The organism is Acuticoccus yangtzensis, assembly GCF_001927245.1.
Taxonomy (GTDB): Bacteria; Pseudomonadota; Alphaproteobacteria; order Rhizobiales; family Amorphaceae; genus Acuticoccus; species Acuticoccus yangtzensis.
This window is the reverse complement of record NZ_MJUX01000008.1, coordinates 241,753-268,070: the sequence shown is the minus strand read 5'-3', so window position 1 is coordinate 268,070 and position 26,318 is coordinate 241,753. Positions and strand designations below refer to the sequence as shown.

Below are 26,318 nucleotides of genomic sequence, written 5' to 3'. Positions count from 1 at the left end.
CACACTGCCGGTTCCCTCGGGCAAACGCAGGAGATGCCGGGAGCCTGTCCGTTGGTGAAGCCCGAGCCCTTGCGGCGTCTCGCGTGCGCGTGGCGCCGCCGGAGCGGGCGGTCAGCCGGCGGCGAGATGGATGCGGCGGCGCGGGGCGAGTTCGTCGGCGGCTGCGGCGATGCCGTGCGCGTCGATCCCGTAGTGGCGGTAGAGGTCGGCGATGGTGCCGGTCTGGCCGAACGCCTCGACGCCGAGGGCGGCGATGCGGTGCCCCGCGACGCCGCCGAGCCAGCCGAGCGTCGCCGGGTGGCCGTCGATCACGGTGACGAGGCCGCAGTGGCGCGGCAGGCTCTCCATGATCTTCTCGACATGGGAGAGGGCGGCCTCGCCCTGGCGGCGGGCGGCGCGGGCGGCCTGCCAGCCGGCGAAGAGGCGATCGGCGGAGGTCACGGCGAGGATGCCGACATCGCGCCGTCCCTCGGCGATCAGCGCGGCGGACTGGATCGCTTCCGGCGTCACGACACCCTGCACGGCGACGACGATCTCGGCCGAGGGGCCGGGTTCGCGCAGCCAGTAGGCGCCGGCCAGGATGTCCGCGGCGAGCTCGTCCGTCATCTGGCGCATGGGCTGCTCCAGCGGGCGGGTGGAGAGGCGCAGATAGGTGGCGCGGTCGCCGGTCTTGCCGCCGGCCATGCGGGCGAAGGCATCGGCCATCATCACCGGCAGCTCGTCGGCGAAGGCGGGCTCGTAGCAGGAGAGGCCGGGCTGGGAGATGCCGATCATCGGCGTGCCGATGGACTGGTGGGCGCCGCCTTCGGGGGCGAGCGTGATGCCCGAGGGGGTCGCCACCAGCAGGAAGGCCGCGTCCTGGTAGCAGGCATAGTTCAGCGCATCGAGGCCGCGGGCGATGAACGGATCGTAGAGCGTGCCGACGGGGAAGAGGATCTCGCCGAAATGCTCGTGGGCGAGGCCCGCGGCGCCGAGCGCCAGGAAGTGGTTCATCTCGGCGATGCCGAGCTCGATGTGCTGGCCTTCGGGCGAGAACTGCCACTTCTGCGCCGAGGGGATGCGCTGCTCGCGGAACGAGTCGGCGATCGCCTCGCGCCCGAACAGGCCGCGCCGGTTCACCCATGGACCGAGATTGGTTGACACGGTGACGTCGGGGCTCATCGTCACCACGCGGTCGGCGAAGTCGCCGCCGCCGCGCGCCACCTCGTCGAGGATCTTGCCGAAGGCGGCCTGGGTGGAGACCACCTTGTCCGCCGGCGGCTTCAGCGCGGGGGCGGCGAGGGCGGGGCGGTCCGCCGTGTCGCGCCGGGCGCCGAAATAGGGGGTGGAGGCGATGAAGTCGGCTACGTCGTCCGCCGAGATGTCGAGACCCGCGGCGATGTCCCATTCGGCGCCTGCGGGGACGCCCATGGTCTCCTGGAAACCGGCCATCTGGGCGGGGGTCATCAGACCAGCGTGGTTGTCCTTGTGGCCGGCCAGCGGCGTGCCCCAGCCCTTCACCGTGTAGGCGATGAAGACGACCGGGCGGTCATGGTCGATGCCCTCGAAGGCGTCGACGACGGTCTTGAGGCAGTGGCCGCCGAGGTTGGCCATCAGCTTGCCGAGCGCATCGTCGTCACGCTTGGCGAGGAGGTCGGCGACGCCCGGCTTGTCACCGATCTCGGCCGTCAGCCGCTTGCGCCAGGCGGCGCCGCCCTGGAAGCAGAGCGCGGAGTAGATCGGGTTCGGACAATCGTCGATCCACTGGCGCAGCGCCTCGCCACCGGCTTCTGCGAAGGCGGCCCGCTGCAGCGCACCATATTTGATCGTGACGATGTCCCAGCCGAACGCCTTGAAGACTTCGGTGATGCGCGCGTAGAGGCCCTCGCGCACGACGCCGTCCAGGCTCTGGCGGTTATAGTCGATCACCCACCAGGTGTTTCTGAGGCCGTGCTTCCAGCCTTCCTGCAGGCATTCGTAGACGTTGCCCTCGTCGATCTCCGCATCGCCCACCAGGGCGATCATGCGGCCGAGCGGACGGTCGCCGGACCAGCCCTTGGCGGCGACATAGTCCTGGATCAGCGAGGAGAAGGCGGTGGCGGCGACACCGAGGCCGACCGAGCCGGTGGAGAAGTCGACCGGGGTGGTCCCGTCGACGCCCTTGTCCTTGGTGCGGGAAGGATAGGACTGCGACCCGCCGAGGCCGCGGAACGCCTTCAGGCGGTCGAGCGATTCCCTTCCGGCGAGATATTGGATGGCGTGGAAGACCGGCGAGGCGTGCGGCTTGACGGCGACTTTGTCTTCCGGCCGCATCACGCGGAAATAGAGCGCGGTCATGATCTGGGCGAGCGACGCCGAGGAGGCCTGATGGCCGCCGACCTTCACCTCACCGGCCTCGCGCAGATGGTTGGCCGAGTGGATCATCCACTGCGACAGCCACAGCACCTTGCGCTCGATCTCAGACAGCCGCGCGTCCATGCCGGTCTCTCCCTATGTCTATGGGCCGAGTGTAGGCGCGTGAGGCGATTGACGCCAGCACTGCCGCAGCGGCCATTTTGGCCGCCTATGGCTGCGGCCTGTCCGGCCCGTCACAGCCCCGCGATGAAGGGGGCGATGAGGAAGGCGGACGAGATCAGCGCGATGGAGATTCCGGCGCAGAGCTGAAGCGTGGGGACGACGAGGCCGGCGTGTTTCACTCCGGCGGCGAAGAGTGTGGCGCCACGGGCGGTGGCGGCGGACACGGCGACGAGGCTGATGAAGGCGCCGGTGCCGAGCGCCATGGCGACGGCCGAGGCGATGCCGACGCCGATGAGGTTCATGCGCCAGGCGACGGCGAGGACGAAGACCGCGCCGGTGCAGGGACGCAGGCCGATGCCGGCGATGAGCATGGCCGCGTCCTTCCACGAGCGCAGCGCGTCGGCCTCTTCCAGGGTGGGGGCGTGGCGGTGGCCGCAGCCGCACAGGCCGTCCTCATCGTGGTCGTGCACGTGCTCATGGTGGGCGTGGTGCGGGTGGGATTGCGCGGCGGGGGCGGGTCGGCCGGTGGCGAAGGCGCCGATGCGCGCGGCCTGCTGTTCCCACGCGCTGCCGAAACCGCGCAGCGCCCGGCGGATGAGGATGATCGCGATCGCGAGGATGGCGAGATAGCTGAGCGGGGCCAGCACCTTGTCCGTCGCGTCGACGGCCCATCCGGCGGTGATGGAGAGGACCGAGAAGCTGCCATAGACGAGGACCACCGCGGTGACCGCCTGGGCGAGGCTCGCCGCCAGTGACAGGGCGACGAGGCGGCGCACGCTGGCGCGGCTGGCGATCCCGGCCCCGGCGATGAGGAACTTGCCATGGCCCGGAATGGCGGCGTGGATGAAGCCGTAGGCGAGGCTGGCGCCGATCAGGCCGAGCGAGGCGAAGGCGCTGCCGCGCGCCTCCATCATGTGGCGCATCATCTCGTAGTAGGCGCGCTGCTGGGTGGTCGCCCATTGGGCCGCCTCCACCAGGCCGAGGCCGGAGGACAGCATGAACGCCGTCGCCGCGAAGAAGGCGACCGCGAGCACCACGGCGATCGCGGTGCGCCAGAGACGCCGCGGACCCGGCGCGACGCGCGAGCCAGTGATCGGAACCGAACGCATAAACACCTCGACAGGACCGCGGCGGGGCAGCGATGAGCAGCGGCGGGGGCCGGCATCACCGCCCCCGCCGGGCGTGTTAGACGCCCTTGCCGAGCGCCTTGGCAAGCACTTCGATGTTGTGGCGCATCATGCCGAGATATGTCGAGCCGGGCGTGCCGGGGGCTGACAGCGCATCGGCGTAGAGAACCCCGCCCACGGTGGCGCCGGTTTCGGCGGCGATCTGCTCCACGAGGCGGTTGTCGGCGAGGTTTTCGAGGAACACGGCGTCGATGCCGTCGTCGCGGATCTGGCGAATGAGTGCGGCGACGTCACGCGCCGAGGGTTCGGCCTCCGTCGAGATGCCCTGCGGCGCGACGAAGGTGATGCCGTAGGCGCCGGCGAAATAGGCGAAGGCGTCGTGGTTGGTGAGGACGGTGCGGCGGTCGTCGGCGAGGGCGCCGAGGGTGGCGTGCCCCTCTGCGTTCAGCGCCTCGATGGCGTCGACATAAGCGGCGGCGTTGGCGGCGAAGGTGGCGGCGCCGTCCGGATCGGCCTCGCTCAGCGCCTCGGTGATCTCGGCCACGTAGAGGACGGCGTTGCCGAGGTCCTGCCAGGCGTGCGGATCGTAGGCGCCATGGTCGTGCGCATGCTCATGGCCGTGCTCATTGGCGTCGTCGTGGTGATCGGCTTCCGCGTGCTCCTCATGCGCGTCGTCGTCGTGTCCGTCGTCGTCGTGCTCGTGCGCGTCGGCCGTGTCCTCGGCGTGCTCCTCGCGGTCATGGTCACCATCCGCATGCTCCTCGTGCGCATCGTCCTCGTGCGCATGATCCTCGTGCGCATCATCGGCGTGCGCGTCGTCGTCGTGGCCGCCTGCGGGCAGCGGGGTGACGCCGTGGGCGGCCTCCACCAGCGGGCCATCATAGCCGGACGCCTCGACGAGGCGTTCCAGCCAGCCCTCGAGGCCGAGCCCGTTCATCACCACCATGTCGGCCCCGGCGAGGCTCGCGGCCTGGCGCGGCGTCGGCTGAAACACGTGCATGTCGCCGCCCGGTCCGACCAGCGTGGTGACGGTGACCCGGTCGCCGCCGATGGTCTTAACCATGTCGCCCAGGATGGAGAAGGTGGCGACGACCTGGAGCGGTTCGGCGGCGGCGGAGGGTGCGACGAAGGGTGACGACAGGACAGCCGTCATCGTGGCGGCGCCGAGGGCCGCGCGGGAAAGAGCGGTGGGCATAGGTTAGGCTTCCTGGTGTGTGCGGGGCACGCGGCGGGCGAAGAGGCTGCCCTGCGCGCCGAAGAGGAGTGAGGCGAAGTAGAGCCCGCCGAGGGCGAGCACGATGGCCGGGCCGGAGGGCAGGCCGAAGTGGAACGAGAGCAGAAGGCCGCAGACGCTGCCGGTGACGGCGACCGCGAAGGCGACGGCGATCATGGCGCCGACGCTCGTCGTCCAGAACCTGGCGGCGGCGGCGGGCAGCACCATGACGCCGACCGCCATGAGCGTGCCCAGCGCATGAAATCCGCCGACGAGGTTGAGCACGGCGAGCGCCAGGAAGCCGAAGTGGGCGACCGGCGACAGGCGGCTGACCCCGCGCAGGAAGGCCGGATCGAGGCATTCCATGACGAGAGGGCGGAAGAGGAGCGCCAGCGCCACCGCGGTGATGGTGGCGATCGCGCAGAGCAGGGCGAGCGCGTCGTTCCCCAGCGCCAGCACGGTGCCGAAGAGGACGTGCATCAGGTCGACGTTGCTGCCGTGCATGGAGACGACCGCGACGCCCGCCGCCAGCGAGACGAGGTAGAAGGCGGCCAGACTCGCATCCTCGCGCAGGATGGTGGAGCGCGACACGGCGCCCGCCGCGACCGCGACCGCCATGCCGGCGACGAGGCCGCCGAGGGTCATCGCCGTGAGCGACAGTCCGGCGAAGAGGAAGCCGACCGCCGCGCCCGGCAGAATGGCGTGGGCCATCGCATCGCCGGTGAGGGACATGCGGCGCAGCAGCAGGAAGACGCCGATGGGCGTGGCGCCCATGGAGACGGCGATGCAGCCGACGAGGGCGCGCCGCATGAAGGCGAACTCGACGAAGGGGGACAACAGGTCGATCATGCGGCGGCGCGCCGGCAGAGGGGTGCGCCGTCGTCTACCGCCTCGCCCACGGCGCGGGCGCGCTCCAGGTTGGCGGGGGTCAGAACGGTGGCGGTGGGGCCGTGGGCGACGAGGTCGCGCGCCAGGAGGAAGGCGTCCGGGAAATGGCGGCGCACCTCGTCGAAGTCGTGCAGCACGGCGAGGATGGTGCGGCCCTCGCGGTGCCATCCGGCGATGACGCCGAGGAGATCGTCCACGGTGCGCCGGTCGACTCCGGTGAACGGCTCGTCGAGAAGGATGAGCGCGGCGTCCTGCAGGGCGAGGCGGGCGAAGAGGGTGCGCTGCATCTGGCCGCCGGAGAGGGTGCCGATGGGCCGCTTTTCGAGCCCGGTCAGGCCGACGCGGGCGATCGCCTCGTCCACCATGCGGGCGCCGGAGGGGCCGAGCCTGCGGAAGGCACCGATGCGCTTCCACAGCCCCATCGCCACCACCTCGCGCACCGACACGGGGAATGTGCGGTCGATCTCGGCGAGTTGGGGCATGTAGGCGGTGGCACCGCGCCCGGTGGCGGTGCGGATGGTGCCGGTCATCGGCGCGAGCTCGCCGGCGACGGCTTTCAGCAGCGTCGACTTGCCGGCGCCGTTGGGGCCGACGATGGCGGTCAGCGACCCCGCCGCGAACGTGGCCGAAACGTGGTGGACGGCGGGGTGACGGCCATAGCCGAGCGTCACGTCGTCGAGCGTGAGGGCGGGGGCGCGGCCGGGCGCGTCCGGCGCCGAGGATGCGGCCGGTGCGGTGCCGGCGCCAGCGTTCGAAGCGGCGGACTTGGCCGCGCCTGCGCGGGCGGTGTGCGGGACGCTGAGGCTCACCGGACCGCCCACGCGAAGAGGCCCCACAGGATGGCGGAGGCGGCGACGGCGACGACGAGGCGCCCGGCGGCCCCGGCGAGCAGCGGCGATCCCATCACGCCGTCCTGCACTGGGCGCAGCGGCCGTGGAGTTCGATCACCTGCTTTTCGGCCTCGAACCCTTCGCGGCCGACCGCGGCGGCGAGCTGCGAGGCGACGGCGGGGTCGGCCAGCTCGCCGACGGTCCCGCAATCATCGCAGATGGAGAAGAGGGGGGCGCTGCCGTCATGCTCGGCGCAGCATGCGACATAGGCGTTCAGCGATTCCAAGCGGTGGACGAGGCCCTTCTCGATCAGCCGGGTGAGGGTGCGGTAGGCGGTCGGCGCGGCGGCGCTGGGGCGCACGGTGCGCAGCGCGGCCAGCACGTCGTAAGCGCCGACCGGTCCGTCGGCGCGCGCCAGAACGTCGAGCGCGATGCGCTCCAGGTCTTGCGTGGTGCTGGACAAGAAAGCCTCCCGAGTGTGGAGCGACAGGATGCGGCACGAGGTGCGGCGCCCGTCCCTTGATGCGTACATTATACGCTTTGCGCCGATGTTCAAGGGGCCGGCGCGATGTCCGGCGAAGCGCAGTGGAGACGGAGAGGGTGCCGGGCAAGGACGAGGCAAGGGGCCGATGCTCAAATCACAGGCGCATGACGCGGGGTTGGCCGCGATCCTGCACACCATTTGGTGTCCCGCTTTCCGCCAATTCATGTCAACCAAGAGCCATGCGCGACGCCGGTTTGAAGATTCTGGTCATCGACGAGAATGCCATTCGGGCGGCCATCCTGGAGGAGGGCCTGCGCGAAGGGGGTTTCGCAAACGTCACGATCGTGCGCAACATGACGAACCTCTTGCGCTCTATCGTCGATGCCGATCCCGACGTCATCATCATTGACCTCGAAAACCCCAACCGCGACGTCCTGGAGCAGATGTTCCAGGTCTCGCAGACGGTGCGCCGTCCGGTGGCCATGTTCGTGGGCGAGTCGGGGGCGGAGATGATCGAGCGCGCCGTGGAGGCGGGGGTGTCCACCTATATCGTCGACGGGCTGAAGAAGGAGCGGGTGAAGCCGATTTTGGACATGACGCTGTCCCGCTTCAACGCTTTCAACCGCCTGCAACGCGAATTGGAGGATACGCGGCGCGCGCTGGAGGACCGCAAGGTGGTGGACCGCGCCAAGTCCATATTGATGGAGCGGCGCGGCCTGTCCGAAAAGGAGGCCTACCACCTCCTGCGCCGGGCGGCGATGAACGAGAACCGCACCATCGGCGAGGTGGCGCGGGCGATGATCACCGCCGCGAGCCTTCTGGAGGGCAGCGTGTGAGGATGACCGCGGGGGGAAAGCGGCGGCGGGCTCGGGAGGCGCGGACGTGACGACATTGCGCGTCGGCTTCATTCCGCTGGTGGATTCGGCGGTGCTGGTGGCGGCCGCCCGCCGGGGCTTCGCGGCCGAGGCGGGCCTCACCCTCGACCTCGTGCGCGAGGCCTCGTGGGCGACGGTGCGCGACAAGCTGACCATCGGCCATCTCGACTGCGCGCAGATGCTGGCGCCTGTGCCGGTCGCCTCTCAGCTTCAGATCGGCAATCCCAAGGCGCGCATGGTCGCCCCCTTCACGCTGTCGATGAACGGCAACGCCATCTCCGTCTCGAACGCGCTTTATGACGCGATGGAGGCGACGGGGCAGATGGGCGCCCCGCGCGACGTCGCCGCCAAGGCCGCCGCCTTGAAGGACGTGGTCGACGGGCGCGCCCGGCGCGGCGAAGCCCCGCTCACCTTCGGCATCGTCCACCCCTTCTCGCCGCACAATTATCAGCTGCGCTATTTCCTCGCCTCTGCGGGCATCCATCCGGACAGGGACGTGTCGCTGGTGGTGATCCCGCCGCCGTTCGTCGTGCGTTCGCTGCGTGACGGGCACATCGACGGCTTCTGTGTGGGGGCGCCCTGGAACCACGTGGGGCTCGCCGAGGGTGTGGCCAAAGTGGTCGTCGCCAGCGTCGACCTGTGGCGGCGCGCGCCGGAAAAGGTGCTCGGCGTGCGAGAGGTCTGGGCGGAGGAGAATCCGCAGACGCTGGACGCGTTGATGCGCGCCTTGAAGGCCGCGGCGGAATGGGCCGACGATCCAGCCAACCGCGACGACCTGACCGCGATGCTGGCCGCGCCCGACATCCTCGGCATGGCGCCGGAGCTGATCGGCGACGCGCTCGCTGGGCGGGTGCCGCTGCCGGGGGCGGGCGCGCCGTCCGAAGGACTGGCCGACTATCTTCTGTTCGACCGCAACGGGGCAAGCTTCCCCTGGCGCAGCCACGCCTTGTGGTTCTACTCGCAGATGGTCCGCTGGGCGCAGACGACGTTGTCGCCCGAAGGCATCGCGCTCGCCGGCGGCGCCTTCCGTCCCGACATTTATCGCCGCGCCTTCGCCGGAACCGGCGTCACCCTTCCGGCCGCCAACGCGAAGGTGGAAGGAAGCCTGGCCGCCGAGCAAGCGGTCGGATCGACGACCGGCAAACTGGTTCTGGGGCGGGACGGCTTCTTCGACGGGCGTGTATTCGATCCTCAAGAGTTGAGTATATATATCGAGGATTTTGTTATAACCTCGGAAGGTATGCAAGAAGAGTGGGCGCGATCCGGCCAGTAACGCAGGGTTGCATGTTATTTGGGCAATTGCCTAGCTTGTTTGATTCTAATTTGGACTCGTGCTTCCCGCTGATGCGGATGTAAATCACGACATCGGCATGACGCCGAACACAATTGCTCCGCCGCAGGGTGGGAGCCAACGGCAACGCCGCCGGCTTTCGTGACACACGCTTCATTGCTGTGCTGCACGACCAGCCGGCGGCGTTTTTTGTTTTCCGATCAGGCCGTTAGAGGCCGCCCGCTGTGGGAACATGACCATGACCATTGCCGCGATAACGCGCCGAACCTTCGCCGCGCTTCTTCTTGCCTCCACCAGCATGGTCTCCGGGGCGGCCCTTGCCCAGGAGACGGTCTGGCTCGACGTCGAGAAGGACGAGTTGAAGTTCGGCTTCATCAAGCTGACCGACATGGCGCCGCTCGCCATCGCCTACGAAAAGGGCTTCTTCGAGGACGAAGGCCTCTTCGTCACCCTGGAAGCGCAGGCGAACTGGAAGGTTCTGCTGGACGGCGTGATCACCGGCACGTTGGACGGGGCGCACATGCTGGCCGGCCAGCCTCTCGCGGCGACGATCGGCTACGGCACCGAGGCGCACATCGTCACCCCGTTCTCGATGGACCTCAACGGCAACGGCATCACCGTCTCCAACGCGGTCTGGGAGGCGATGAAGCCGAACATTCCGGTCGGTGATGATGGAAAGTTGCAGCATCCCATCTCGGCCGCGGCGATGAAGCCGGTTGTCGACCAGTACAACGCGTCCGGCAAGCCGTTCAACATGGGGATGGTCTTCCCCGTGTCGACCCACAATTACGAGCTGCGCTATTGGCTGGCGGCGGGCGGCATCCACCCCGGCTTCTATTCGCCGGATGACATTTCGGGCCAGATCCAGGCGCAGGCCTTCCTCTCGGTGACCCCGCCGCCGCAGATGCCGGCGACGCTCGAAGCCGGAACGATCTACGGCTACTGCGTCGGCGAGCCGTGGAATCAGCAGGCCGTCTTCCGCGGCATCGGCGTTCCGGTGATCACCGACTACGAGATCTGGAAGAACAACCCGGAGAAGGTCTTCGGGATGACGAAAGAATTCGTCGACGAGAACCCGAACACCACGCTCGCGGTGGTCAAGGCGCTGATCCGGGCCGCCAAGTGGCTGGACGAGAACGACAACGCCAACCGCATGGAGGCGGTCGAGATCCTGTCCCAGCCGCAATATGTCGGCGCGGATGCCGAAGTCATCGCCAACTCCATGACCGGCACCTTCGAGTACGAGAAGGGCGATGTGCGGGACGTTCCCGATTTCAACGTCTTCTTCCGCTACAACGCCACCTATCCCTACTATTCGGACGCCACGTGGTATTTGACCCAGATGCGCCGGTGGGGGCAGATCGCCGAAGCAAAGCCCAACTCCTGGTATGAAGAGGTGGCGAAATCCGTCTACCGCCCGGACATCTACGAGGAGGCCGCGCGGCTCCTCGTCGAAGAAGGCTTCCTGACCGAGGACGAGGTTCCCTTCGGCACCGACGGTTACAAGGACCCGCAGACCGAGTTCATCGACGGGGTCACCTATGACGGGCGCGATCCCGCAGGCTACCTCGAGCAATTCTCCATCGGCCTGAAGAACGGCGACAAGATCGTCGGCGCGGACGTCGTCACCAACTGACGGCGCTCACCTCCTCTGCGATGTCCGGCCGGGCCGAACCCTTGGCCGGACACTGTCCCCCGGCCAGCAATGCACGCGGGTCGACCTGCGACCGCGTGACTTTGGCTGAACTCATCGCCGCGTCGTCAGAAATCGATGAACTTATTGTGCGAATTCAAACAACTTCGCGCAACTTTTAGCATGGGGTCTGCTGCACACAGGCTGCGGACCAACTCTCAAAGCGGCGCACGGACTTGCCGCACCTTCACATTCCGCGTTTTGGAGCAGAACCCATGGCAATCACGACGACGGGAGCGGATCCGGAACTGGACCGCGCGCGCGAGGCCCGGCGCGAACGCCGCTTCACCCTCATCAACAAGTCGGCCGGCTGGCTCGGCGTCTTCGGTCTCGGCTTCCTCGTGCCGCTGATGCGCATGGCCGCGGGGGACAGCTTCAAGGCGCAGAAGACCGAGCTGGTGCAGAGCCTCGTCGTGCCGCTGGCGGGCATCTTCATCTTCGTCGCCGCCTGGGCGATCCTGGCGCCGCAGGTGCAGACCTCGCTCGGCGCCATCCCCGGCCCGGTGGAGGTCGCCCGCGAGGCCGGCGGCCTGTGGGACGCCCACATGGCCGAGCGTGAAAAGGCCGCCGAGTTCTACGCCCGGCAGGACGAGCGCAACGCCAAGCTGATCGAGCAGGGCCGCGAAGACCGCGTGAAGTGGCGCGAATATACCGGCTCGCCCACCTATCTCGACCAGATCATCACCTCGCTGAAGACGGTCGCGCTGGGGTTCATCTTCGCCACCGCCGTCGCCGTTCCGCTCGGCATCGCGTCCGGTCTGTCGCGGGCGGTCAATGGGGCCATCAACCCGCTGATCCAGATCTTCAAGCCCGTGTCGCCGCTCGCCTGGCTGCCGATCGTCACCATGGTGGTGTCCGCGACCTACGTCGACGCCTCCGAGGCCATGCCCAAATCCATGCTGATCTCGGCCATCGTCGTGACGCTGTGCTCGCTGTGGCCGACGCTCATCAACACCGCGCTCGGCGTCGCCTCGGTCGACAAGGACCTCACCAACGTCGCCCGCGTGCTGCAGCTTCCGACGCGCAAATTCATCGCCAAGGTGATCCTGCCCTCCGCGCTGCCGCTGATCTTCACCGGACTTCGCCTGTCGCTCGGCGTGGGCTGGATGGTGCTGATCGCCGCAGAGATGCTGTCCCAGAACCCCGGCCTCGGAAAGTTCGTGTGGGACGAGTTCCAGAACGGTTCGTCCTCCTCGCTGGCCAAGATCATCGTCGCCGTCCTGACGATCGGCCTCATCGGCTTCCTGCTCGACCGGATCATGTACGCCCTGCAGGCCGCCTTCACCTTCTCGAGCCAGCGCTGAGGTCTCCGATGGCTTATCTCGAGCTTCGCAACGTTTCCAAGAGCTTCGGCGAAGGCACCGAGCGGACGGACGTCCTCTCGAACGTGAACCTCGCCGTCGAAGAGGGCGAGTTCATCGCCATCGTCGGCTTCTCCGGCTCCGGCAAGTCCACGCTGATCTCGATGATCGCCGGGCTGCAACTGCCGGACGAGGGCACCGTGGCGCTGCGCGGCGCCCCGGTCACCGGCCCCGGTCCCGACCGCGGCGTGGTGTTCCAGAACTATTCCTTGATGCCCTGGCTGTCGGTCAGCCAGAACATCGCCCTCTCGGTGGACCAGGTGTTCCCCAAGGAGAGCGGCAAGAAGCGGCGCGAGCGGGTGGCCGACGCGGTCAAGATGGTGGGGCTCGCCCACGCCAAGGACCGCAAGCCGGCCGAGCTGTCCGGCGGCATGCGCCAGCGCGTCTCGGTCGCCCGTGCGCTCGCCATGAGCCCGGACATGCTGCTTCTCGACGAGCCGCTGTCGGCGCTCGACGCGCTGACCCGCGCCAAGCTGCAGGACGAGATCGAGGAGATCTGGTCGCGCGACAAGAAAACCGTCATCCTCATCACCAACGACGTGGACGAGGCGATCCTTCTCGCCGACCGCATCATCCCGCTGACGCCCGCCCCCAAGGCGACGCTCGGCCAGGTCTTCAAGGTCGACATCCCCCGTCCGCGCGACCGCACGGCGATGAACTCGGACCCCGAATTCATCCGCCTGCGCGGCGAGGTCACCAACTACCTGATGCGCGTCGGCATGGAGCGCGGCGCGGAGGCGGGCGACGGGCTGACGCTGCCGTCCATCACGCCGATCCAGAAGGGGCCGGCCAAGCCGCCGAAGGCCTATCTCGACGCCGCCCATTCGCCGCTCGACCGGCGCTATCTGGAATTCTCCGGCGTCAAGAAAATCTACCCGACGCCGAAGGGGCCGCTCACCGTGGTCGACGGCTTCGACTTCATGATGGACAAGGGCGAGTTCATCACCCTGATCGGCCACTCGGGCTGCGGCAAATCCACGGTCCTTTCCATGACCGCGGGGCTGAACGACATCTCAGCCGGCGGCATCGTCCTCGACAACCGCGAGGTTTCGGGGGCCGGGCCTGACCGCGCCGTGGTCTTTCAGGCGCCCTCGCTGATGCCGTGGATGACGGCGCGCGAGAACGTGTCCATCGGCGTCGACGAGGTCTACCCGAAGGCGAGCCGCAAGGAGCGGCGCGAGATCGTCGACTATTACCTCGCCCGCGTCGGCCTGTCGGACGCGGCGGACAAGACGGCGGCCGAGCTGTCGAACGGCATGAAGCAGCGCGTCGGCATCGCCCGCGCGTTCGCCCTGTCGCCCAAGCTGCTGCTGCTGGACGAGCCCTTCGGCATGCTGGATTCGCTCACCCGCTGGGAGCTTCAGGAGGTCCTGATGGACGTCTGGAAGCGCACGCAGGTGACGGCGATCTGCGTCACCCACGACGTCGACGAGGCGATCCTCCTCGCCGACAAGGTGGTGATGATGACGAACGGTCCCAACGCGCGGATCGGCCACATCATGCATGTCGACCTTCCGCGCCCGCGCTCGCGCGCCGCGCTGCTCGAGCACCCCGACTACTACCGCTACCGCCAGACGCTGCTCGACTTCCTTGAGGCCTACGAGGGCGGCGCGACGCCGGACCCGGACCGGCTGGAGCAGCTTCAGGAGACGGCCGCGGACACGGTGACGGAACGGACCGCGGCGGAGGAACCCGCCAAAGCCGGCATGGCGGCCTGATTGCGGGGAGATGCCAGATGGACCTTGCTGTGACCAATCAGAAGGCCGGTAATGCCGCAGGCAAGCGGGCCTTCGTGCGCGCATTCGAGGTGTGGGTTCCGAGCCACGACAAGACCGAACTGGTGCTGGCCGCCGGCTCCTATGGCGAGCTGACCGAGTTCGAGAGCGTCGCGAAGGAGACCACCTTCAAGTTCGACGAGGGGCTCCCCGGCAAAGCCTGGGCCCGCCGCACGCCGATCATCCTGAAGGACCTTCAGGGCAGCTACTTCCTGCGCGGCCCCGCTGCGGCACGGGCGGGACTCACCTGCGGTGTCGCCCTGCCTATCCTTCAGGGGAACGAGCTGAAGGGCGTCATCGTCTTCTTCTGCGGCGACGACCGTCAGCATGTCGGTGCGATCGAGACGTGGCGTTCCGAAGGCCGTTCGCCGGAGATGGGGCTGTTCGAGGGCTACTACGGCACCGCCGAGGTGTTCGAGTGGACCGCGCGGCGCATCCACTTCGTGAAGGGGTCGGGTCTGCCCGGGCTCGTGTGGGCCAAGGGCTTACCCCAAGTCTTCACCCACCTCACCGGCCCGCGCTTCCTGCGCTGGGAGAAGGCGGCGGAGGTGGGGATCACCCGCGGCGTGGGCATCCCCGTGCGGATCGACGAAGAGGGGGCCTGGGTCATGGCCTTCCTCTCCGCGCTCGATACGCCGATCGCCTCGCGCGTCGAGGTGTGGAGCCCGAATGCGGACGGGGTGCTCGGCTTCACGGCCGGCTACTGCGAATCCATCGCCGACCTTCACGTGATGCTGGGGTCGATCACCGTCCGCAGGGGCGAGGGCACCATCGGCATCGTGTTCGCCACCGGTGTGCCCGCGATCAACAACGATGTCGGCCGCGAGGACACGATCGTCGACGACCTCGCCAAGGTCGCCGGGATGTCGAGCATCGTCGCTTTTCCCGTTTACCGCGGCGCTGACCTTGCCTGCGTCATCGCCTGGTACCTCTGACCATTTTTGCCCGGCCTCCGGCGCTGCCGCCGCGAGGTGCCGCCCATCGGGGCACACCTAAAGGAGTGAGACCATGAGAAAGCGTCTCGTCGTCATCGGCAACGGCATGGCACCGGGCCGGGCTCTGGAGCGGCTCTTCGAAGCCGCTCCCGACGCCTACGACGTCACCATTTTCAACGCCGAACCGCGCGTCAACTACGACCGGATCATGCTGTCGCCGGTCCTGTCGGGCGAGAAGTCCTACGAGGACATCATCATCCACGATGATGCCTGGTACACCTCCAACAATGTCCGCCTGCTGCAGGGCAAGCGCGTCACCGAGATCGACCGCGAGGCCAAGCGCGTCACCGCCGCCGACGGCACGACCGCGGACTACGACAAGCTGATCATCGCCACCGGCTCGAACCCCTTCATCATCCCGGTGCCGGGCCACCAGCTTCCCGGCGTCCTCGCCTACCGCGACCTCGACGACGTGGAGAAGATGCTCCACGGCGCCAAGACGGGCGGGCGCGCGGTCGTCATCGGCGGCGGTCTCCTCGGCCTCGAAGCCGCCGCCGGCCTCAAGATGCAGGGGATGGACGTCACCGTCCTTCACATCATGCCCACGCTGATGGAGCGCCAGCTCGACCCCTCCGCCGGCTATCTCCTGGAGAAGGCGGTCGAGGATCGCGGCATCGAGGTCATCTGCAAGGCCAACACCAAGGAGATCCTCGGCGTCGACAAGGTCGAGGGGGTGAAGCTGGACGACGGACGTATCATCGACGCGACCATGGTGGTGATGGCGGTCGGCATCCGCCCCTCGGTGCAGCTCGCGAAGGACGCGGGGCTGACGGTCAATCGCGGCATCGTCGTGGACGACGGCATGCGGACATCCGACCCCGACATCTACGCGGTCGGCGAATGCGTTGAGCATGACGGCATGGTCTACGGCCTCGTCGCCCCGCTTTACGAGATGGCGGCGGTGCTGGCGGACCGGCTGGTCGAGGGCGCGCGCGAATACAAGGGCTCGCAGACCTCCACCAAGCTGAAGGTGACGGGCATCGACCTCTTCTCGGCCGGCGACTTCGCGGAGGCCGACGACCGTGAGGAGATCGTCCTGCGCGATGCGGCCTCCGGCGTCTACAAGCGCCTGGTGCTGAAGGACAACAAGATCCTCGGCGTGGTGCTCTACGGCGATACGGCCGACGGCGCCTGGTACTTCCAGATGATGAAGGACGGCGCCGATATTGGGGAGCTGCGCGATACGCTCATCTTCGGCCAGGCCTTCGCGGGGGCCTCTCCGCTGGACCCTACGGCGGCCGTTGCAGCCTTGCCGGCTGATGCAGAGATCTGCGGTTGCAACGGCGTGTGTAAGGGGCGGATCGAGACGGCCATCACCGACAAGAACCTCAAGAATGTCGACGATGTCCGCACCCACACCAAAGCGTCCGCCTCCTGCGGAAGCTGCACCGGCCTCGTCGAGCAGCTTCTGAAGCTCACCCTGGGCGATGCTTACAATCCGGCCGGTGTGGCGGCCATGTGCAAGTGCACCGACCTCGGCCACAGCGACGTGCGCCGCCTGATCGTCGCCAAGGGGCTGAAATCCATCCCCGCGGTGATGCAGGAACTGCAATGGAAGACCGCCAACGGCTGCGCCAAGTGCCGCCCGGCGCTGAACTATTACCTCGTCGCCGATTGGCCGGGCGAATATGTCGACGATGAGCAGTCGCGCTTCATCAACGAGCGCGTGCACGCCAACATCCAGAAGGACGGCACCTATTCGGTGGTCCCGCGCATGTGGGGCGGCGTCACCTCGTCGGACGAGCTGCGCGCCATCGCCGACGTGGTGGACAAATACGAGATCCCGACCGTGAAGGTCACCGGCGGCCAGCGCATCGACATGCTGGGCGTGAAGAAGGAGGACCTTCCCGCGGTGTGGGCCGATCTCGGCAAGGCCGGGTTCGTGTCGGGCCACGCCTACGCCAAGGGGCTCAGAACGGTGAAGACCTGCGTCGGGTCGGACTGGTGCCGCTTCGGCACGCAGGATTCCACCGGCCTCGGCATCAAGCTGGAGCGCTTCCTGTGGGGGGCGTGGACACCGGCGAAGGTGAAGCTCGCGGTGTCCGGCTGCCCGCGCAACTGCGCCGAGGCGACGTGCAAGGACATCGGCGTCGTGTGCGTCGACTCCGGTTACGAGATCCACTTCGCCGGCGCCGCGGGGCTCGACATCAAGGGCACGGAAATCCTGTGCTCGGTGCCGACCGAGGCCGAAGCGATCGAGTATATCGCCGCGCTGACGCAGATGTACCGCGAGCAGGGGCACTACCTTGAGCGCATCTACAAGTGGGCCAAACGCATCGGCTACGACACCGTGCGCAACCAGATCGTCCATGACGCCGAGAAGCGCCAGGGTTATTTCGAGCGCTTCCAGCACGCGCAGAAGTTCGCGCAGGACGACCCGTGGGCGGCCCGCGCCGCGAAGACCGGCGGCCACGCCACCGAGTTCACCCCGCTCGCCGAAATCGGCACCGCATTCCCGAAGCCCGAGATGATGGAGCCCGCCGAATGACCACCTTCATCAAAGTCGGCAAGGTGTCCGACATCCCGGTTCTGGGCGCCCGCTGCGTGAAGACGCCGGCCGGCACCATCGGCGTGTTCCGCACGGCGGACGACCAGATCTTCGCCATAGAGAACCGCTGCCCGCACAAGGGCGGGCCGCTGTCGGAGGGGATCGTCCACGGCACCTCGGTGACGTGCCCGCTGCACAACACGGTCGTGTCGCTCACCACCGGCCTCGTGGAGGGGCCGGACGGGGGCGGCGTCGTCACCATCCCGGTGGAGGTGGTGGACGGCGAGATCCATCTCGACCTCGGCCGCCTTCCCGTTCGCGAGGTCGCGTGATGGACGCCGCCCCCGCCGCCGCCTGCCGCGCCGTGAAGACGACGTGCCCCTATTGCGGCGTCGGGTGCGGCGTTCTCGCAACCCCCGCGCCGGACGGCAGCGTTGACATCGCCGGGGACACCACGCACCCCGCCAACTTCGGGCGCCTGTGCTCCAAGGGCTCGGCCCTCGGTGAGACGGTCTCGTTCGAGGACCGTCTCCTCTATCCCGAGGTCTACGGTAAGCGCACCACCTGGGGCGTCGCCCTCGACCTCGTCGCCCGCGCCTTCTCCGAGACGGTGGCCGAGTTCGGTCCGGACTCGGTCGCCCTCTACGTCTCCGGTCAGCTTCTGACCGAGGACTATTATGCCGCCAACAAGCTCATGAAGGGCTACGTCGGCACGGCCAACATCGACACCAATTCGCGCCTGTGCATGGCGTCGTCCGTGGCGGGGCACCGGCGCGCCTTCGGCACCGACACTGTGCCCGGCACCTACGAAGACCTCGAGGCGGCGGATCTTCTCGTCGCGGTCGGCTCCAACATGGCCTGGTGCCATCCGGTGGTGTTCCAGCGCATCGCCGCCGCCAAGGCCGCGCGCCCGTCGATGAAGATCGTCGTGGTGGACCCGCGCGAGACCGCCACCACCGTCGCCGCCGACCTGCATCTGAAGCTGAAGCCGGACACCGACGTTGCGCTTTTCGCCGGCCTCCTGGCGCATCTGGAAGCGGCGCGTGCCGGCAACGCGGCCTATGTGGGCGACTTCACCGAGGGCGCGGACGCAGCGCTCGCCGCCGCGCGGCCGTGGACCGTCGCCAGTGTGGCCGAGGCGACGGGGCTGGTGGAAGCCGACATCGCCGCCTTCTACGCCATGGTGGCGGGAACGGACCGGACGGTGACCCTCTACAGTCAGGGCGTGAACCAGTCGGCGTCCGGGACCGACAAGGTCAATGCGATCATCAACACCCACCTCTACACCGGCCGCATCGGCCGGGAGGGGACGGGGCCCTTCTCCATCACCGGCCAGCCGAACGCGATGGGCGGGCGCGAGGTCGGCGGCCTCGCCAACATGCTCGCCTGCCACATGGAGATCGAAAACCCGGACCACCGCGACATCGTGCAAGGCTTCTGGGCCTCGCCGGCGATGGTGGACAAGCCGGGCCTCAAAGCGGTGGACCTGTTCGAGGCGATCCATTCCGGCCGCATCAAGGCGCTGTGGGTGATGGCGACCAACCCCGCCGACTCGCTTCCCGACGCGGGCCGCGTTGAGGAGGCGCTGCGCAAGGTGCCCTTCCTCGTCGTCTCCGACGTGGTGGCGAACACCGACACGCTCCGCCACGCCCACGTGAAGCTCCCTGCCGCGGCGTGGGGCGAGAAGGACGGGACCGTCACCAATTCCGAGCGCCGCATCTCGCGCCAGCGGGCCTTCCTGCCGCTGCCGGGGGAGGCGATGGCGGACTGGAAGATCATCGCCGAGGTGGCCGCGCGCATGGGCTGGGCCGACGCCTTCGCCTGGGACGGTCCGGCGGCGGTGTTCGACGAATATGCCCGCCTATCCGGCACGGCGAACGACGACACGCGCGACTTCGACATTTCCGGTCTCGCCGGTCTCTCCGCGGTGGCCTATGGCGCGATGGCGCCGGTTCAGTGGCCCGTGCCCGCCTCCGGCGCGCCGCGGACGCGCTTCTTCGCCAACGGCGGCTTCTACACTCCCTCGCGGCGCGGGCGCTTCGTGGCGGTGGAGCAGAAGGCCGCGGCCGAGACGCCGCGCCGCTACCCGTTCCGCCTCAACACCGGCCGGGTGCGCGACCAGTGGCACACGATGACGCGGACAGGCCGGTCGCAGCGTTTGTCGAGCCACATCGGCGAGCCTTTCGTGGAGATCCATCCGGCGGACGCGGCGGCGCACGGTATCGAGCCCGCCTCGCTCGTGCGCGTGATGAGCCCGCGCGGGCGCATCCTGGTGCGCGCCCTCGTCACCGACCGTGTGGCCGAGGGAACGCTCTTCGTGCCGATGCACTGGACCGACCAGACCAGCGCCAACGCGCGGGTGGACCGTCTTGTCGATCCGGTGGTGGACGCCGTGTCCGGTCAGCCGGCGCTGAAGTCCTCCTTCGCCCGCGTCGAGCCCTTCGCGGCGGCGTTCTACGGCTATGCGGTGTCCACCCGGCCGATCCGCACCGAGCGTCTGGCCTACTGGGCGGCGGCCCGCCTCGCCGCCGGCCACGCGCTGGAGTTCGCCGACGCGGACCCGTGCGACCCGCGCGCCCTCGCCGAGCGGCTGCTCGGAACGAAGGATCTCGTCGGCGCCCTCGACCGGACAGCCGGAACGGCCCGTTTCGCCGCGCTGGTCGACGGGGAGCTGGTGGGGGCGGCCTTCTTCGCGCCGCGGCCCGTGGCGGTGTCGCGCGCTTATGTGGCGGGGCTTCTGGGCGAGCGTCTTCCTTCGAGCGCCGCCATTCTGGCCGGCCGTCCGGGAGCCGATCAGCCGGATCCGGGGCCGATCATCTGCTCGTGTTTCAAGGTCGGTGCAAACCAGATCGCCGCCGCAGCCGTTGACGGGGCGGGGACGGTGGCCGCAATTGGCGACGTTCTCCAGGCTGGTACGAACTGCGGTTCGTGCCGAAATGAGATCGCACGGATCCTTTCGTCAATGAGTGTTGAGGCCGATGAACCAGAACGACAGCTTGCGCCGGCCGGTTGAGGCCGAGCCCCAGCGCCTCGGCGCGCTGGCCGTCCTCCCGGTCTTCATGGGCCTCAAGGGGCGACGTGCCATCCTGGCGGGCGGCAGCGCGGCCGCGCGGTGGAAGGCGGAGGTGCTGGCCGCCGCCGGCGCCAACGTCGACATCTATGCCCCCGATCCGTCGGAGGAGATGCTGGCGCTCGTCGCGCGCGGTGCGGCGGACGGCAGTTTGACACTGCACCGCCGGCCCTGGGCGCTCGACGCCTTCGAGGGCGCGGCGGTCGCCATCTGCGATGCGGAAACGGACGCGGAGGCGCAGGCCTTCTACTGCGCGGCGAAGGCGGCGAGCGTTCCGGTCAACGTGATCGACAATCCGGCCTTCTGCCAATTCCAGTTCGGCTCGATCGTCAATCGTTCGCCGGTGGTCGTAGGCATTTCCACGGACGGCGCGGCGCCGATCGTCGGGCAGGCCGTGCGGCGGCGCATCGAGACGCTGCTGCCGCCGACGCTGTCGGCCTGGGGCAAGCTCGCCGCCAAGGTGAGGCCGCGGGTGATGGAGCGTCTGGCGATGGGGCCGCCCCGCCGCGCCTTCTGGGAGAGGTTCGCCGACCTCGCCTTCGGGTCCACCCCGCCGCCTGACGATGTCGACGCGATGATCGACGCCGCCGGGACCGCGACGATGGACGGCCACGTGACCCTGGTCGGAGCGGGTCCGGGCGATGCCGGTCTGATGACGTTGAAGGCCATGCGCGCGCTGCAGGCGTGCGACGTGATCCTGTTCGACGATCTGGTGTCCGACGAGGTGCTGGAGCTGGCGCGGCGCGAGGCCAAGCGCATCTGCGTCGGCAAGCGGGGCGGGCGCAAGTCGTGCAAGCAGGAGGACATCACGGCGATGATGATCCGGCTCGCCAAGCAGGGACGCCAGGTGGTGCGGCTGAAGTCGGGCGACCCGATGGTGTTCGGGCGTGCGGGCGAGGAGATCGCGGCTGTGCGCGCGGCGGGCATCGGGGTGACGGTGGTTCCAGGTGTCACGTCCGCCTCGGCGATGGCGTCGATCCTCCAGACCTCGCTCACGCACCGCGACCATGCCCAGACGCTGAGCTTCACCACCGGCCACTCGCGCCACGGCACCCTTCCGGACGGTCTCGACGTTGCCGCGATCGTCGGCGAGGGGAAGACGGCGATCATCTACATGGGCGGCCGCACCTCGGTGGCGCTGGTGGAGCGGGCCTGTGCGGCGGGCGTCTCGGCGGATACGCCTGCGGTCGCGATGTGGAATGTCGCGCGGGCCAATCAGCACGTCTGGCGCGGCCGTCTCGCCGATCTGCCGGAGGCGGTGGCGCAGACGCAGAACGACGGTCCGCTTCTGATCGCCATCGGCGGCGTCTTCGGCGAGGAGGCGGTGGACGTGAGCACCATGCCCGACGTCGTGCAGCAGGCGATCGCGGGATAGGCGCGCGGCGTCCGCCGGCACAGCCGCACCGGACTTCAGAAGGAGGCGGTGCCCACGCGCCGCCAATCTGCGGAGCTACAAAACGAAGCCCCGCCTGGTGAGACCGGGCGGGGCTTCGCGTCCTTTATGTGGAGCCCCGGCGAGACGGCGCCGGGGCCTTGCTCCGCGAGCAACGTGCGGAGCCGTGAGGCTGCGTCAGGCGGCGGCCTTGGAGGCGTCCGCCATCACGCGCCACAGGACGTCCGGCGTCGCCGGCATGTCCACGTGCGGCACGCCGAAGCCGGTCCACAGCGCGTTGCAGAGGGCGTTCATCACCGCAGGCGCGGCGCCGATGGTGCCGGCCTCGCCCGCGCCCTTGATGCCCATCGCATTGTGGGTGGAGGGCACGTTGCGCGTCTCGAAGTGGAAGAAGGGCACGTCGTCCGCCCGCGGCACGCAATAGTCGAGCAGCGAGGCGGAGATGAGCTGGCCCTCGTCGTCGTAGACCGTGCGCTCGTGCAGCGCCTGGCCGATGCCCTGCACCACGCCGCCGTGCACCTGACCCTGCAGCAGCACCGGGTTCACCGTGGCGCCGAAGTCGTCGACGATGACGTAGGACAGGATGAACACCTTGCCGGTGGCCTGGTCGATCTCCAGCTCGCAGATGTGCGTGCCGTTGGGGAAGGTCGGCTCGTCCTGCTGCACGCGGCCCTCAGTGGAGAAGGACGCGCCGTCCGCCAGCTCCGCGAAGGTGACCGAGCGGTCGGTGCCGGCGATGCGCACCACGCCGCCGTCGAATTCCAGGTCGTCCGCGCCGGCCTCGAGCTTATCGGAGGCGAGTTCCTTCAGCTTCTTCGCCATCGCCTCGGAGGCGACGTTGACGGAGGGAACGCCGAGCGGGATGGAGCGCGAGCCGCCCGTACCGCCGCCGGTCTTCACCCGGTCCGTATCGCCCTGGATCACCGTGATGTCGCCGGGTTCGAGGCCCAGCTTCTCGGCGATGATCTGGCTATAGGCGGTCGCGTGGCCCTGGCCGTTGGTCTGGGTGCCGATCATCAGGGTCAGCTTCCCGTCCGGCGACAGCTCGATCTCGGCCCGCTCGGCACCGGGGAAGGCGCACGCCTCGATATAGGTCGCCATGCCGATGCCGCGCACCGCGCCGCGCGCCGCGCTCTCGGCCTTGCGGGACTCGAACGTGTCCCAGCCGGCGACCTCCATGGCGCGGGTCATGTGGCCGTCGAACTCGCCGGTGTCGTAGGTGCGGCCGGCGGCGGTTTTGTAGGGCATCTGCTCCGGCTTGATGAAGTTCAAGCGGCGCATCTCCTCGCGCGTTTTGCCGGTGACGCGGGCGCACTCGTCAACGAGGCGCTCCACCGTGTAGGCGGCCTCCGGACGGCCCGCACCGCGATAGGCGTCGACCGGCACCGTGTTGGTGTAGACGCCGTGGATGCCGACATACATCACCGGGATGTCGTAGACGCCGGGCGCCATCGACGAGCCGACGAACGGGATGTGCGGCCCGAACTGGGCGAGGTAACCGCCCATGTTGGCCTTGAGGTCGACGCGCAGCGCCAGGAACTTGCCGGACTCGTCCATCGCCATTTCGGCGACGGTGACGTTGTCGCGGCCCTGGCTGTCGGACTGGAAGGCCTCCTGGCGGGTGGAGATCCACTTCACCGGACGACCGAGGAGCTTGGCCGCCGCCATCACCGACGGATACTCGGGATAGACGAAGATCTTCGTGCCGAAGCCGCCGCCGACGTCGGGCGTGACGACGCGGATGTTCTTCTCGTCTTCCTTCAGGATCTCGGCCAGGACGCCGCGCATGCCGTGGCCGCCTTGGGTGCCGGCGGTCAACGTGTAGCGGCCGTCCTTGTATTCGCCCAGCGCGCCGCGCGTCTCCATGAAGTTGGTGACGAGGCGGTTGTTCCGCAGCTCCACCTTGGCGACGGTCGCGGCCTTGGCGAACGCGGCCTCCGTCGCGTCCTTGTTGCCGACGCCGTACTTGAAGGCGCGGTTGCTGCCGTGCTCGGGCCACACCAGCGGTGCGCCGTCCTTCAGCGCCTCGGCGGCGTCGGTCACGCTGTCGGTGGCGTTCCACTCGATCTCGACCAGCTCGGCGGCGTCGCTCGCGAGGGTCAGGTTGTCGGCGATCACCATGGCGACCGGGTCGCCGAGGTGACGCACGGAATCCTTGGCGAGCGGATAGCGCGGGTAGACCTTCAGCGGCGTACCGTCTTCTTCGGGGTAGTTGGCGCGGCAGGGAAGCGGCGCGGTCCAATCGCCGATGTCGGCGTAGGTCAGCACCTTGACCACGCCCGGGGCGGCCTCGGCGGCGGTCACGTCGGTGATCGTGAAGGTCCCGGCGGCGATCGGCGCGCGCACGATCACCGCGTAGAGGGTGCCCTCGGGCGTCACGTCGGCGGTGTACTGGCCGTGGCCGGTGATGAGCGCCTGGTCCTCCACGCGCTGGGCGGATGCGCCCATACCGAACTTGGCCATCGTCATATCGTTCATTGAGCTTCCCCATCCGAGCGTTGGGCACAAGCCGGGTACGGAGGCGGCGCTCACCGTTCCGCCCCGGCCTTGATTTTGCGGCTGAGCCTAGCCGCGCTTAATCGTTTGCGCCACCACGCATTGTGCTCTTTGTCGCCTGAGTGGCCTGTCGTCTGAGTGGCCTGTCGTTTGAGCGGCAAGGTGCCGCGGGTCGGCAGGGCTGCGGGTCGGCGCCGGTCCGGTGTCCCGCGGATCAGTTCCCGGTGAGGTGCGCCAGAAGCTGTGCGGTGGAGCCGTCGAGCTCGGGCGCGGTCTCGCCCTTCACCGCGGGCAACAGTACGCCGGCGAGCTCCTTGCCGAGCTCCACGCCCCACTGGTCGAAGGAGTTGATGTCCCACAGGACGCCCTGCACGAACACCTTGTGCTCGTAGAAGGCGAGGAGGCGGCCGAGGGTGAACGGGTCCAGCGTGCCATAGGCGAGCGTGTTGGAGGGCCGGTTGCCGGGGAAGACGCGGTGCGGGGCCAGCCTGTCGGCCTCCTCGGCCGAGGCGCCCTTGGCCAGAAGCTGCTCGCGTGCCTCCTCCAGCGTGCGCCCTTTCATCAGCGCCTGCGTCTGCGCCAACGCGTTGGCGACGAGCTTGGCGTGGTGGTCGGACAGGCTCTCGTGCGGCTGCGCGGCGACGAGGATGTCCGCCGGGATCGGGTTCGTCCCCTGGTGAATGAGTTGGTAGAAGGCGTGCTGCCCGTTGGTGCCGGGTTCGCCGAAGATAACCGGCCCGGTGGGCGAGGTGACCGCCGTCCCGTCGCGGTGGACGCGCTTGCCGTTCGATTCCATGTCCACCTGCTGCAGGTGGGCGGCGAACTCGATGAGGCGCTGGTCGTAGGGCAGGATCGCGTGGGCGCCGTAGCCCCAGAAGGTGCGGTACCAGTCACCCAGAACGCCCATGATGACGGGGATGTTCTCTTCCAGCGGGCGCGTCTTGAAGTGCGCGTCCGCCGCAGCGCCACCGGCCAGGAAGCGGCGGAAATTCTCACCCCCCACGGCGATGGCGACGGAGAGGCCGATCGCCGACCACACCGAATAGCGCCCGCCGACCCAGTCCCAGAAGCCGAACACGCGGTCCGGCTCGATGCCGAATTCGGCCACCTTGGGGAGTGCGGTGGAGATCGCCGCGAAGTGCGCCCCCACGGCCGCCTCGCCGCAATGCTCGACGATCCAGGCGCGGGCGGTGGCCGCGTTGGTCATCGTCTCCTGCGTGGTGAAGGTTTTCGACGCGACGAGGAAGAGTGTGCGCGCGGGGTCGAGCCCGGCCAGCGTGTCGGCCATGTCCGCCCCGTCGACATTGGCGACGAAGTGGACGCGCGGCCCGCCACCCCAGTAGGGCGACAGCGCCCGCACCGCCATGCGCGGCCCGAGGTCCGAGCCGCCGATGCCGATGTTGACGACATCCGTGAACGGTGCGCCGTCCGCCGCCGCGACCGCGCCGGAGCGCACCCCGTCGGCGAAGGCGGTCACGCGGTCCAGCACATCGGCCACGTCGCCCGACACGTCGTGCCCGTCCAACATGAAGGGGCCGGGGCCGCGCAGGGCGACGTGAAGCACCGCGCGGCCTTCGGTGAGGTTGATGGGCTCACCGGCGAACATGGCGACGCGCATCGCCTCCAGCCCCGCGGCGCGGGCGCGGGCCATCAGCAGCGCCATCGTCTCCTCGGTGACGATGTTCTTGGAATAATCGAGGAGGAGGTCGTTTTCGCGCGCGGTGAAGCGGGCGGCGCGGCCGGGGTCGTCGTCGAAGGCGGCCCTCAGGTGAAAGCCGGACAGATCCGCCTTGTGGGCGGCGAGGGCGTCGATCGTCGGCTCGGCCATGGCGTTCCCGTCTCC

At 68.8% G+C, this 26,318-nt stretch carries 18 protein-coding genes; 10 read left to right on the top strand and 8 right to left on the bottom strand.

Going from position 1 to position 26,318, the window contains the following annotated elements; all coding sequences use genetic code 11:
* Positions 1 to 111: 111 nt before the first annotated feature.
* From BIX52_RS18450 to BIX52_RS23305, 6 genes are all read right to left on the bottom strand, one after another.
* A complete protein-coding gene (locus BIX52_RS18450; RefSeq protein WP_075222563.1) occupies positions 112 to 2,457 on the bottom strand; it encodes a transketolase in 2,346 nt (781 codons plus the stop codon).
* A 110-nt stretch (positions 2,458 to 2,567) separates the two neighbouring features.
* Positions 2,568 to 3,605 carry a nickel/cobalt transporter gene (locus BIX52_RS18445; protein ID WP_075222562.1) on the bottom strand — a complete coding sequence of 346 codons (1,038 nt, stop codon included), beginning with the start codon at positions 3,603 to 3,605 and terminating at the stop codon, positions 2,568 to 2,570.
* A gap of 76 nt (positions 3,606 to 3,681) precedes the next feature.
* Positions 3,682 to 4,818, bottom strand: coding sequence for a metal ABC transporter solute-binding protein, Zn/Mn family (locus tag BIX52_RS18440; protein ID WP_075222561.1), 1,137 nt, complete (start codon positions 4,816 to 4,818; stop codon positions 3,682 to 3,684).
* A gap of 3 nt (positions 4,819 to 4,821) precedes the next feature.
* A complete protein-coding gene (locus BIX52_RS18435; RefSeq protein WP_075222560.1) occupies positions 4,822 to 5,685 on the bottom strand; it encodes a metal ABC transporter permease in 864 nt (287 codons plus the stop codon).
* The gene (gene aztA, locus BIX52_RS18430) at positions 5,682 to 6,533 is read right to left on the bottom strand and encodes a zinc ABC transporter ATP-binding protein AztA (protein ID WP_205647855.1); all 852 of its coding nucleotides are present in this window, start codon (positions 6,531 to 6,533) and stop codon (positions 5,682 to 5,684) included. The genes BIX52_RS18435 and aztA overlap by 4 nt, the downstream gene beginning before the upstream one ends.
* A gap of 94 nt (positions 6,534 to 6,627) precedes the next feature.
* Positions 6,628 to 7,017, bottom strand: a complete 390-nt coding sequence (locus BIX52_RS23305) for a Fur family transcriptional regulator (protein WP_075222559.1) — start codon at positions 7,015 to 7,017, stop codon at positions 6,628 to 6,630.
* 260 nt (positions 7,018 to 7,277) lie between these two features.
* On the opposite strand from BIX52_RS23305, the gene BIX52_RS18420 reads away from it, so the two are divergent.
* From BIX52_RS18420 to cysG, 10 genes are all read left to right on the top strand, one after another.
* A complete protein-coding gene (locus BIX52_RS18420; protein WP_075222558.1) occupies positions 7,278 to 7,874 on the top strand; it encodes an ANTAR domain-containing response regulator in 597 nt (198 codons plus the stop codon).
* 46 nt (positions 7,875 to 7,920) lie between these two features.
* Positions 7,921 to 9,186: a CmpA/NrtA family ABC transporter substrate-binding protein gene (locus BIX52_RS18415; protein ID WP_075222557.1), complete on the top strand. Its 1,266-nt coding sequence runs from the start codon at positions 7,921 to 7,923 to the stop codon at positions 9,184 to 9,186.
* Between the two features lie 256 nt (positions 9,187 to 9,442).
* Positions 9,443 to 10,840, top strand: a complete 1,398-nt coding sequence (locus BIX52_RS18410) for a CmpA/NrtA family ABC transporter substrate-binding protein (protein WP_075222601.1) — start codon at positions 9,443 to 9,445, stop codon at positions 10,838 to 10,840.
* Positions 10,841 to 11,112: 272 nt separating this feature from the next.
* Positions 11,113 to 12,201 (top strand): ABC transporter permease, encoded by a 1,089-nt coding sequence (locus BIX52_RS18405; RefSeq protein ID WP_075222556.1) that lies wholly within the window; start codon positions 11,113 to 11,115, stop codon positions 12,199 to 12,201.
* 8 nt (positions 12,202 to 12,209) lie between these two features.
* Entirely contained in the window at positions 12,210 to 13,976 is a 1,767-nt protein-coding gene (locus tag BIX52_RS18400; protein WP_075222555.1) for an ABC transporter ATP-binding protein, read from the top strand.
* Positions 13,977 to 13,993: 17 nt separating this feature from the next.
* Entirely contained in the window at positions 13,994 to 14,968 is a 975-nt protein-coding gene (locus tag BIX52_RS18395) for a GAF domain-containing protein (RefSeq protein WP_075222554.1), read from the top strand.
* A gap of 73 nt (positions 14,969 to 15,041) precedes the next feature.
* Positions 15,042 to 17,516: a nitrite reductase large subunit NirB gene (nirB, locus tag BIX52_RS18390; protein WP_075222553.1), complete on the top strand. Its 2,475-nt coding sequence runs from the start codon at positions 15,042 to 15,044 to the stop codon at positions 17,514 to 17,516.
* The gene (nirD, locus tag BIX52_RS18385; RefSeq protein ID WP_075222552.1) at positions 17,513 to 17,848 is read left to right on the top strand and encodes a nitrite reductase small subunit NirD; all 336 of its coding nucleotides are present in this window, start codon (positions 17,513 to 17,515) and stop codon (positions 17,846 to 17,848) included. The genes nirB and nirD overlap by 4 nt, the downstream gene beginning before the upstream one ends.
* Entirely contained in the window at positions 17,848 to 20,529 is a 2,682-nt protein-coding gene (locus BIX52_RS18380; protein ID WP_075222551.1) for a nitrate reductase, read from the top strand. The genes nirD and BIX52_RS18380 overlap by 1 nt, the downstream gene beginning before the upstream one ends.
* Complete coding sequence (cysG, locus tag BIX52_RS18375; RefSeq protein WP_083660473.1) at positions 20,495 to 21,961, top strand: siroheme synthase CysG; 1,467 nt, start codon at positions 20,495 to 20,497, stop codon at positions 21,959 to 21,961. The genes BIX52_RS18380 and cysG overlap by 35 nt, the downstream gene beginning before the upstream one ends.
* A 195-nt stretch (positions 21,962 to 22,156) precedes the next feature.
* Here cysG and BIX52_RS18370 read toward each other — a convergent pair whose 3' ends face one another.
* Together BIX52_RS18370 and pgi are read right to left on the bottom strand one after the other, a co-directional pair.
* Positions 22,157 to 24,457, bottom strand: a complete 2,301-nt coding sequence (locus BIX52_RS18370; RefSeq protein WP_075222549.1) for a xanthine dehydrogenase family protein molybdopterin-binding subunit — start codon at positions 24,455 to 24,457, stop codon at positions 22,157 to 22,159.
* 232 nt (positions 24,458 to 24,689) lie between these two features.
* A complete protein-coding gene (gene pgi, locus BIX52_RS18365; RefSeq protein WP_075222548.1) occupies positions 24,690 to 26,303 on the bottom strand; it encodes a glucose-6-phosphate isomerase in 1,614 nt (537 codons plus the stop codon).
* Between the last annotated feature and the right edge of the window lie 15 nt (positions 26,304 to 26,318).

Coding starts and splice junctions, on each gene's coding strand:
- BIX52_RS18380 (WP_075222551.1), top strand. CDS start 17,848: ATGGACGCCGCCCCCGCCGCCGCCTGCCGCGCCGTGAAGACGACGTGC.
- BIX52_RS18440 (WP_075222561.1), bottom strand. CDS start 4,818: ATGCCCACCGCTCTTTCCCGCGCGGCCCTCGGCGCCGCCACGATGACG.
- BIX52_RS18410 (WP_075222601.1), top strand. CDS start 9,443: ATGACCATTGCCGCGATAACGCGCCGAACCTTCGCCGCGCTTCTTCTT.
- BIX52_RS18450 (WP_075222563.1), bottom strand. CDS start 2,457: ATGGACGCGCGGCTGTCTGAGATCGAGCGCAAGGTGCTGTGGCTGTCG.
- nirD (WP_075222552.1), top strand. CDS start 17,513: ATGACCACCTTCATCAAAGTCGGCAAGGTGTCCGACATCCCGGTTCTG.
- BIX52_RS18445 (WP_075222562.1), bottom strand. CDS start 3,605: ATGCGTTCGGTTCCGATCACTGGCTCGCGCGTCGCGCCGGGTCCGCGG.
- BIX52_RS18435 (WP_075222560.1), bottom strand. CDS start 5,685: ATGATCGACCTGTTGTCCCCCTTCGTCGAGTTCGCCTTCATGCGGCGC.
- BIX52_RS18395 (WP_075222554.1), top strand. CDS start 13,994: ATGGACCTTGCTGTGACCAATCAGAAGGCCGGTAATGCCGCAGGCAAG.
- BIX52_RS18405 (WP_075222556.1), top strand. CDS start 11,113: ATGGCAATCACGACGACGGGAGCGGATCCGGAACTGGACCGCGCGCGC.
- cysG (WP_083660473.1), top strand. CDS start 20,495: ATGAACCAGAACGACAGCTTGCGCCGGCCGGTTGAGGCCGAGCCCCAG.
- BIX52_RS18400 (WP_075222555.1), top strand. CDS start 12,210: ATGGCTTATCTCGAGCTTCGCAACGTTTCCAAGAGCTTCGGCGAAGGC.
- BIX52_RS18370 (WP_075222549.1), bottom strand. CDS start 24,457: ATGAACGATATGACGATGGCCAAGTTCGGTATGGGCGCATCCGCCCAG.
- BIX52_RS18420 (WP_075222558.1), top strand. CDS start 7,278: ATGCGCGACGCCGGTTTGAAGATTCTGGTCATCGACGAGAATGCCATT.
- pgi (WP_075222548.1), bottom strand. CDS start 26,303: ATGGCCGAGCCGACGATCGACGCCCTCGCCGCCCACAAGGCGGATCTG.
- nirB (WP_075222553.1), top strand. CDS start 15,042: ATGAGAAAGCGTCTCGTCGTCATCGGCAACGGCATGGCACCGGGCCGG.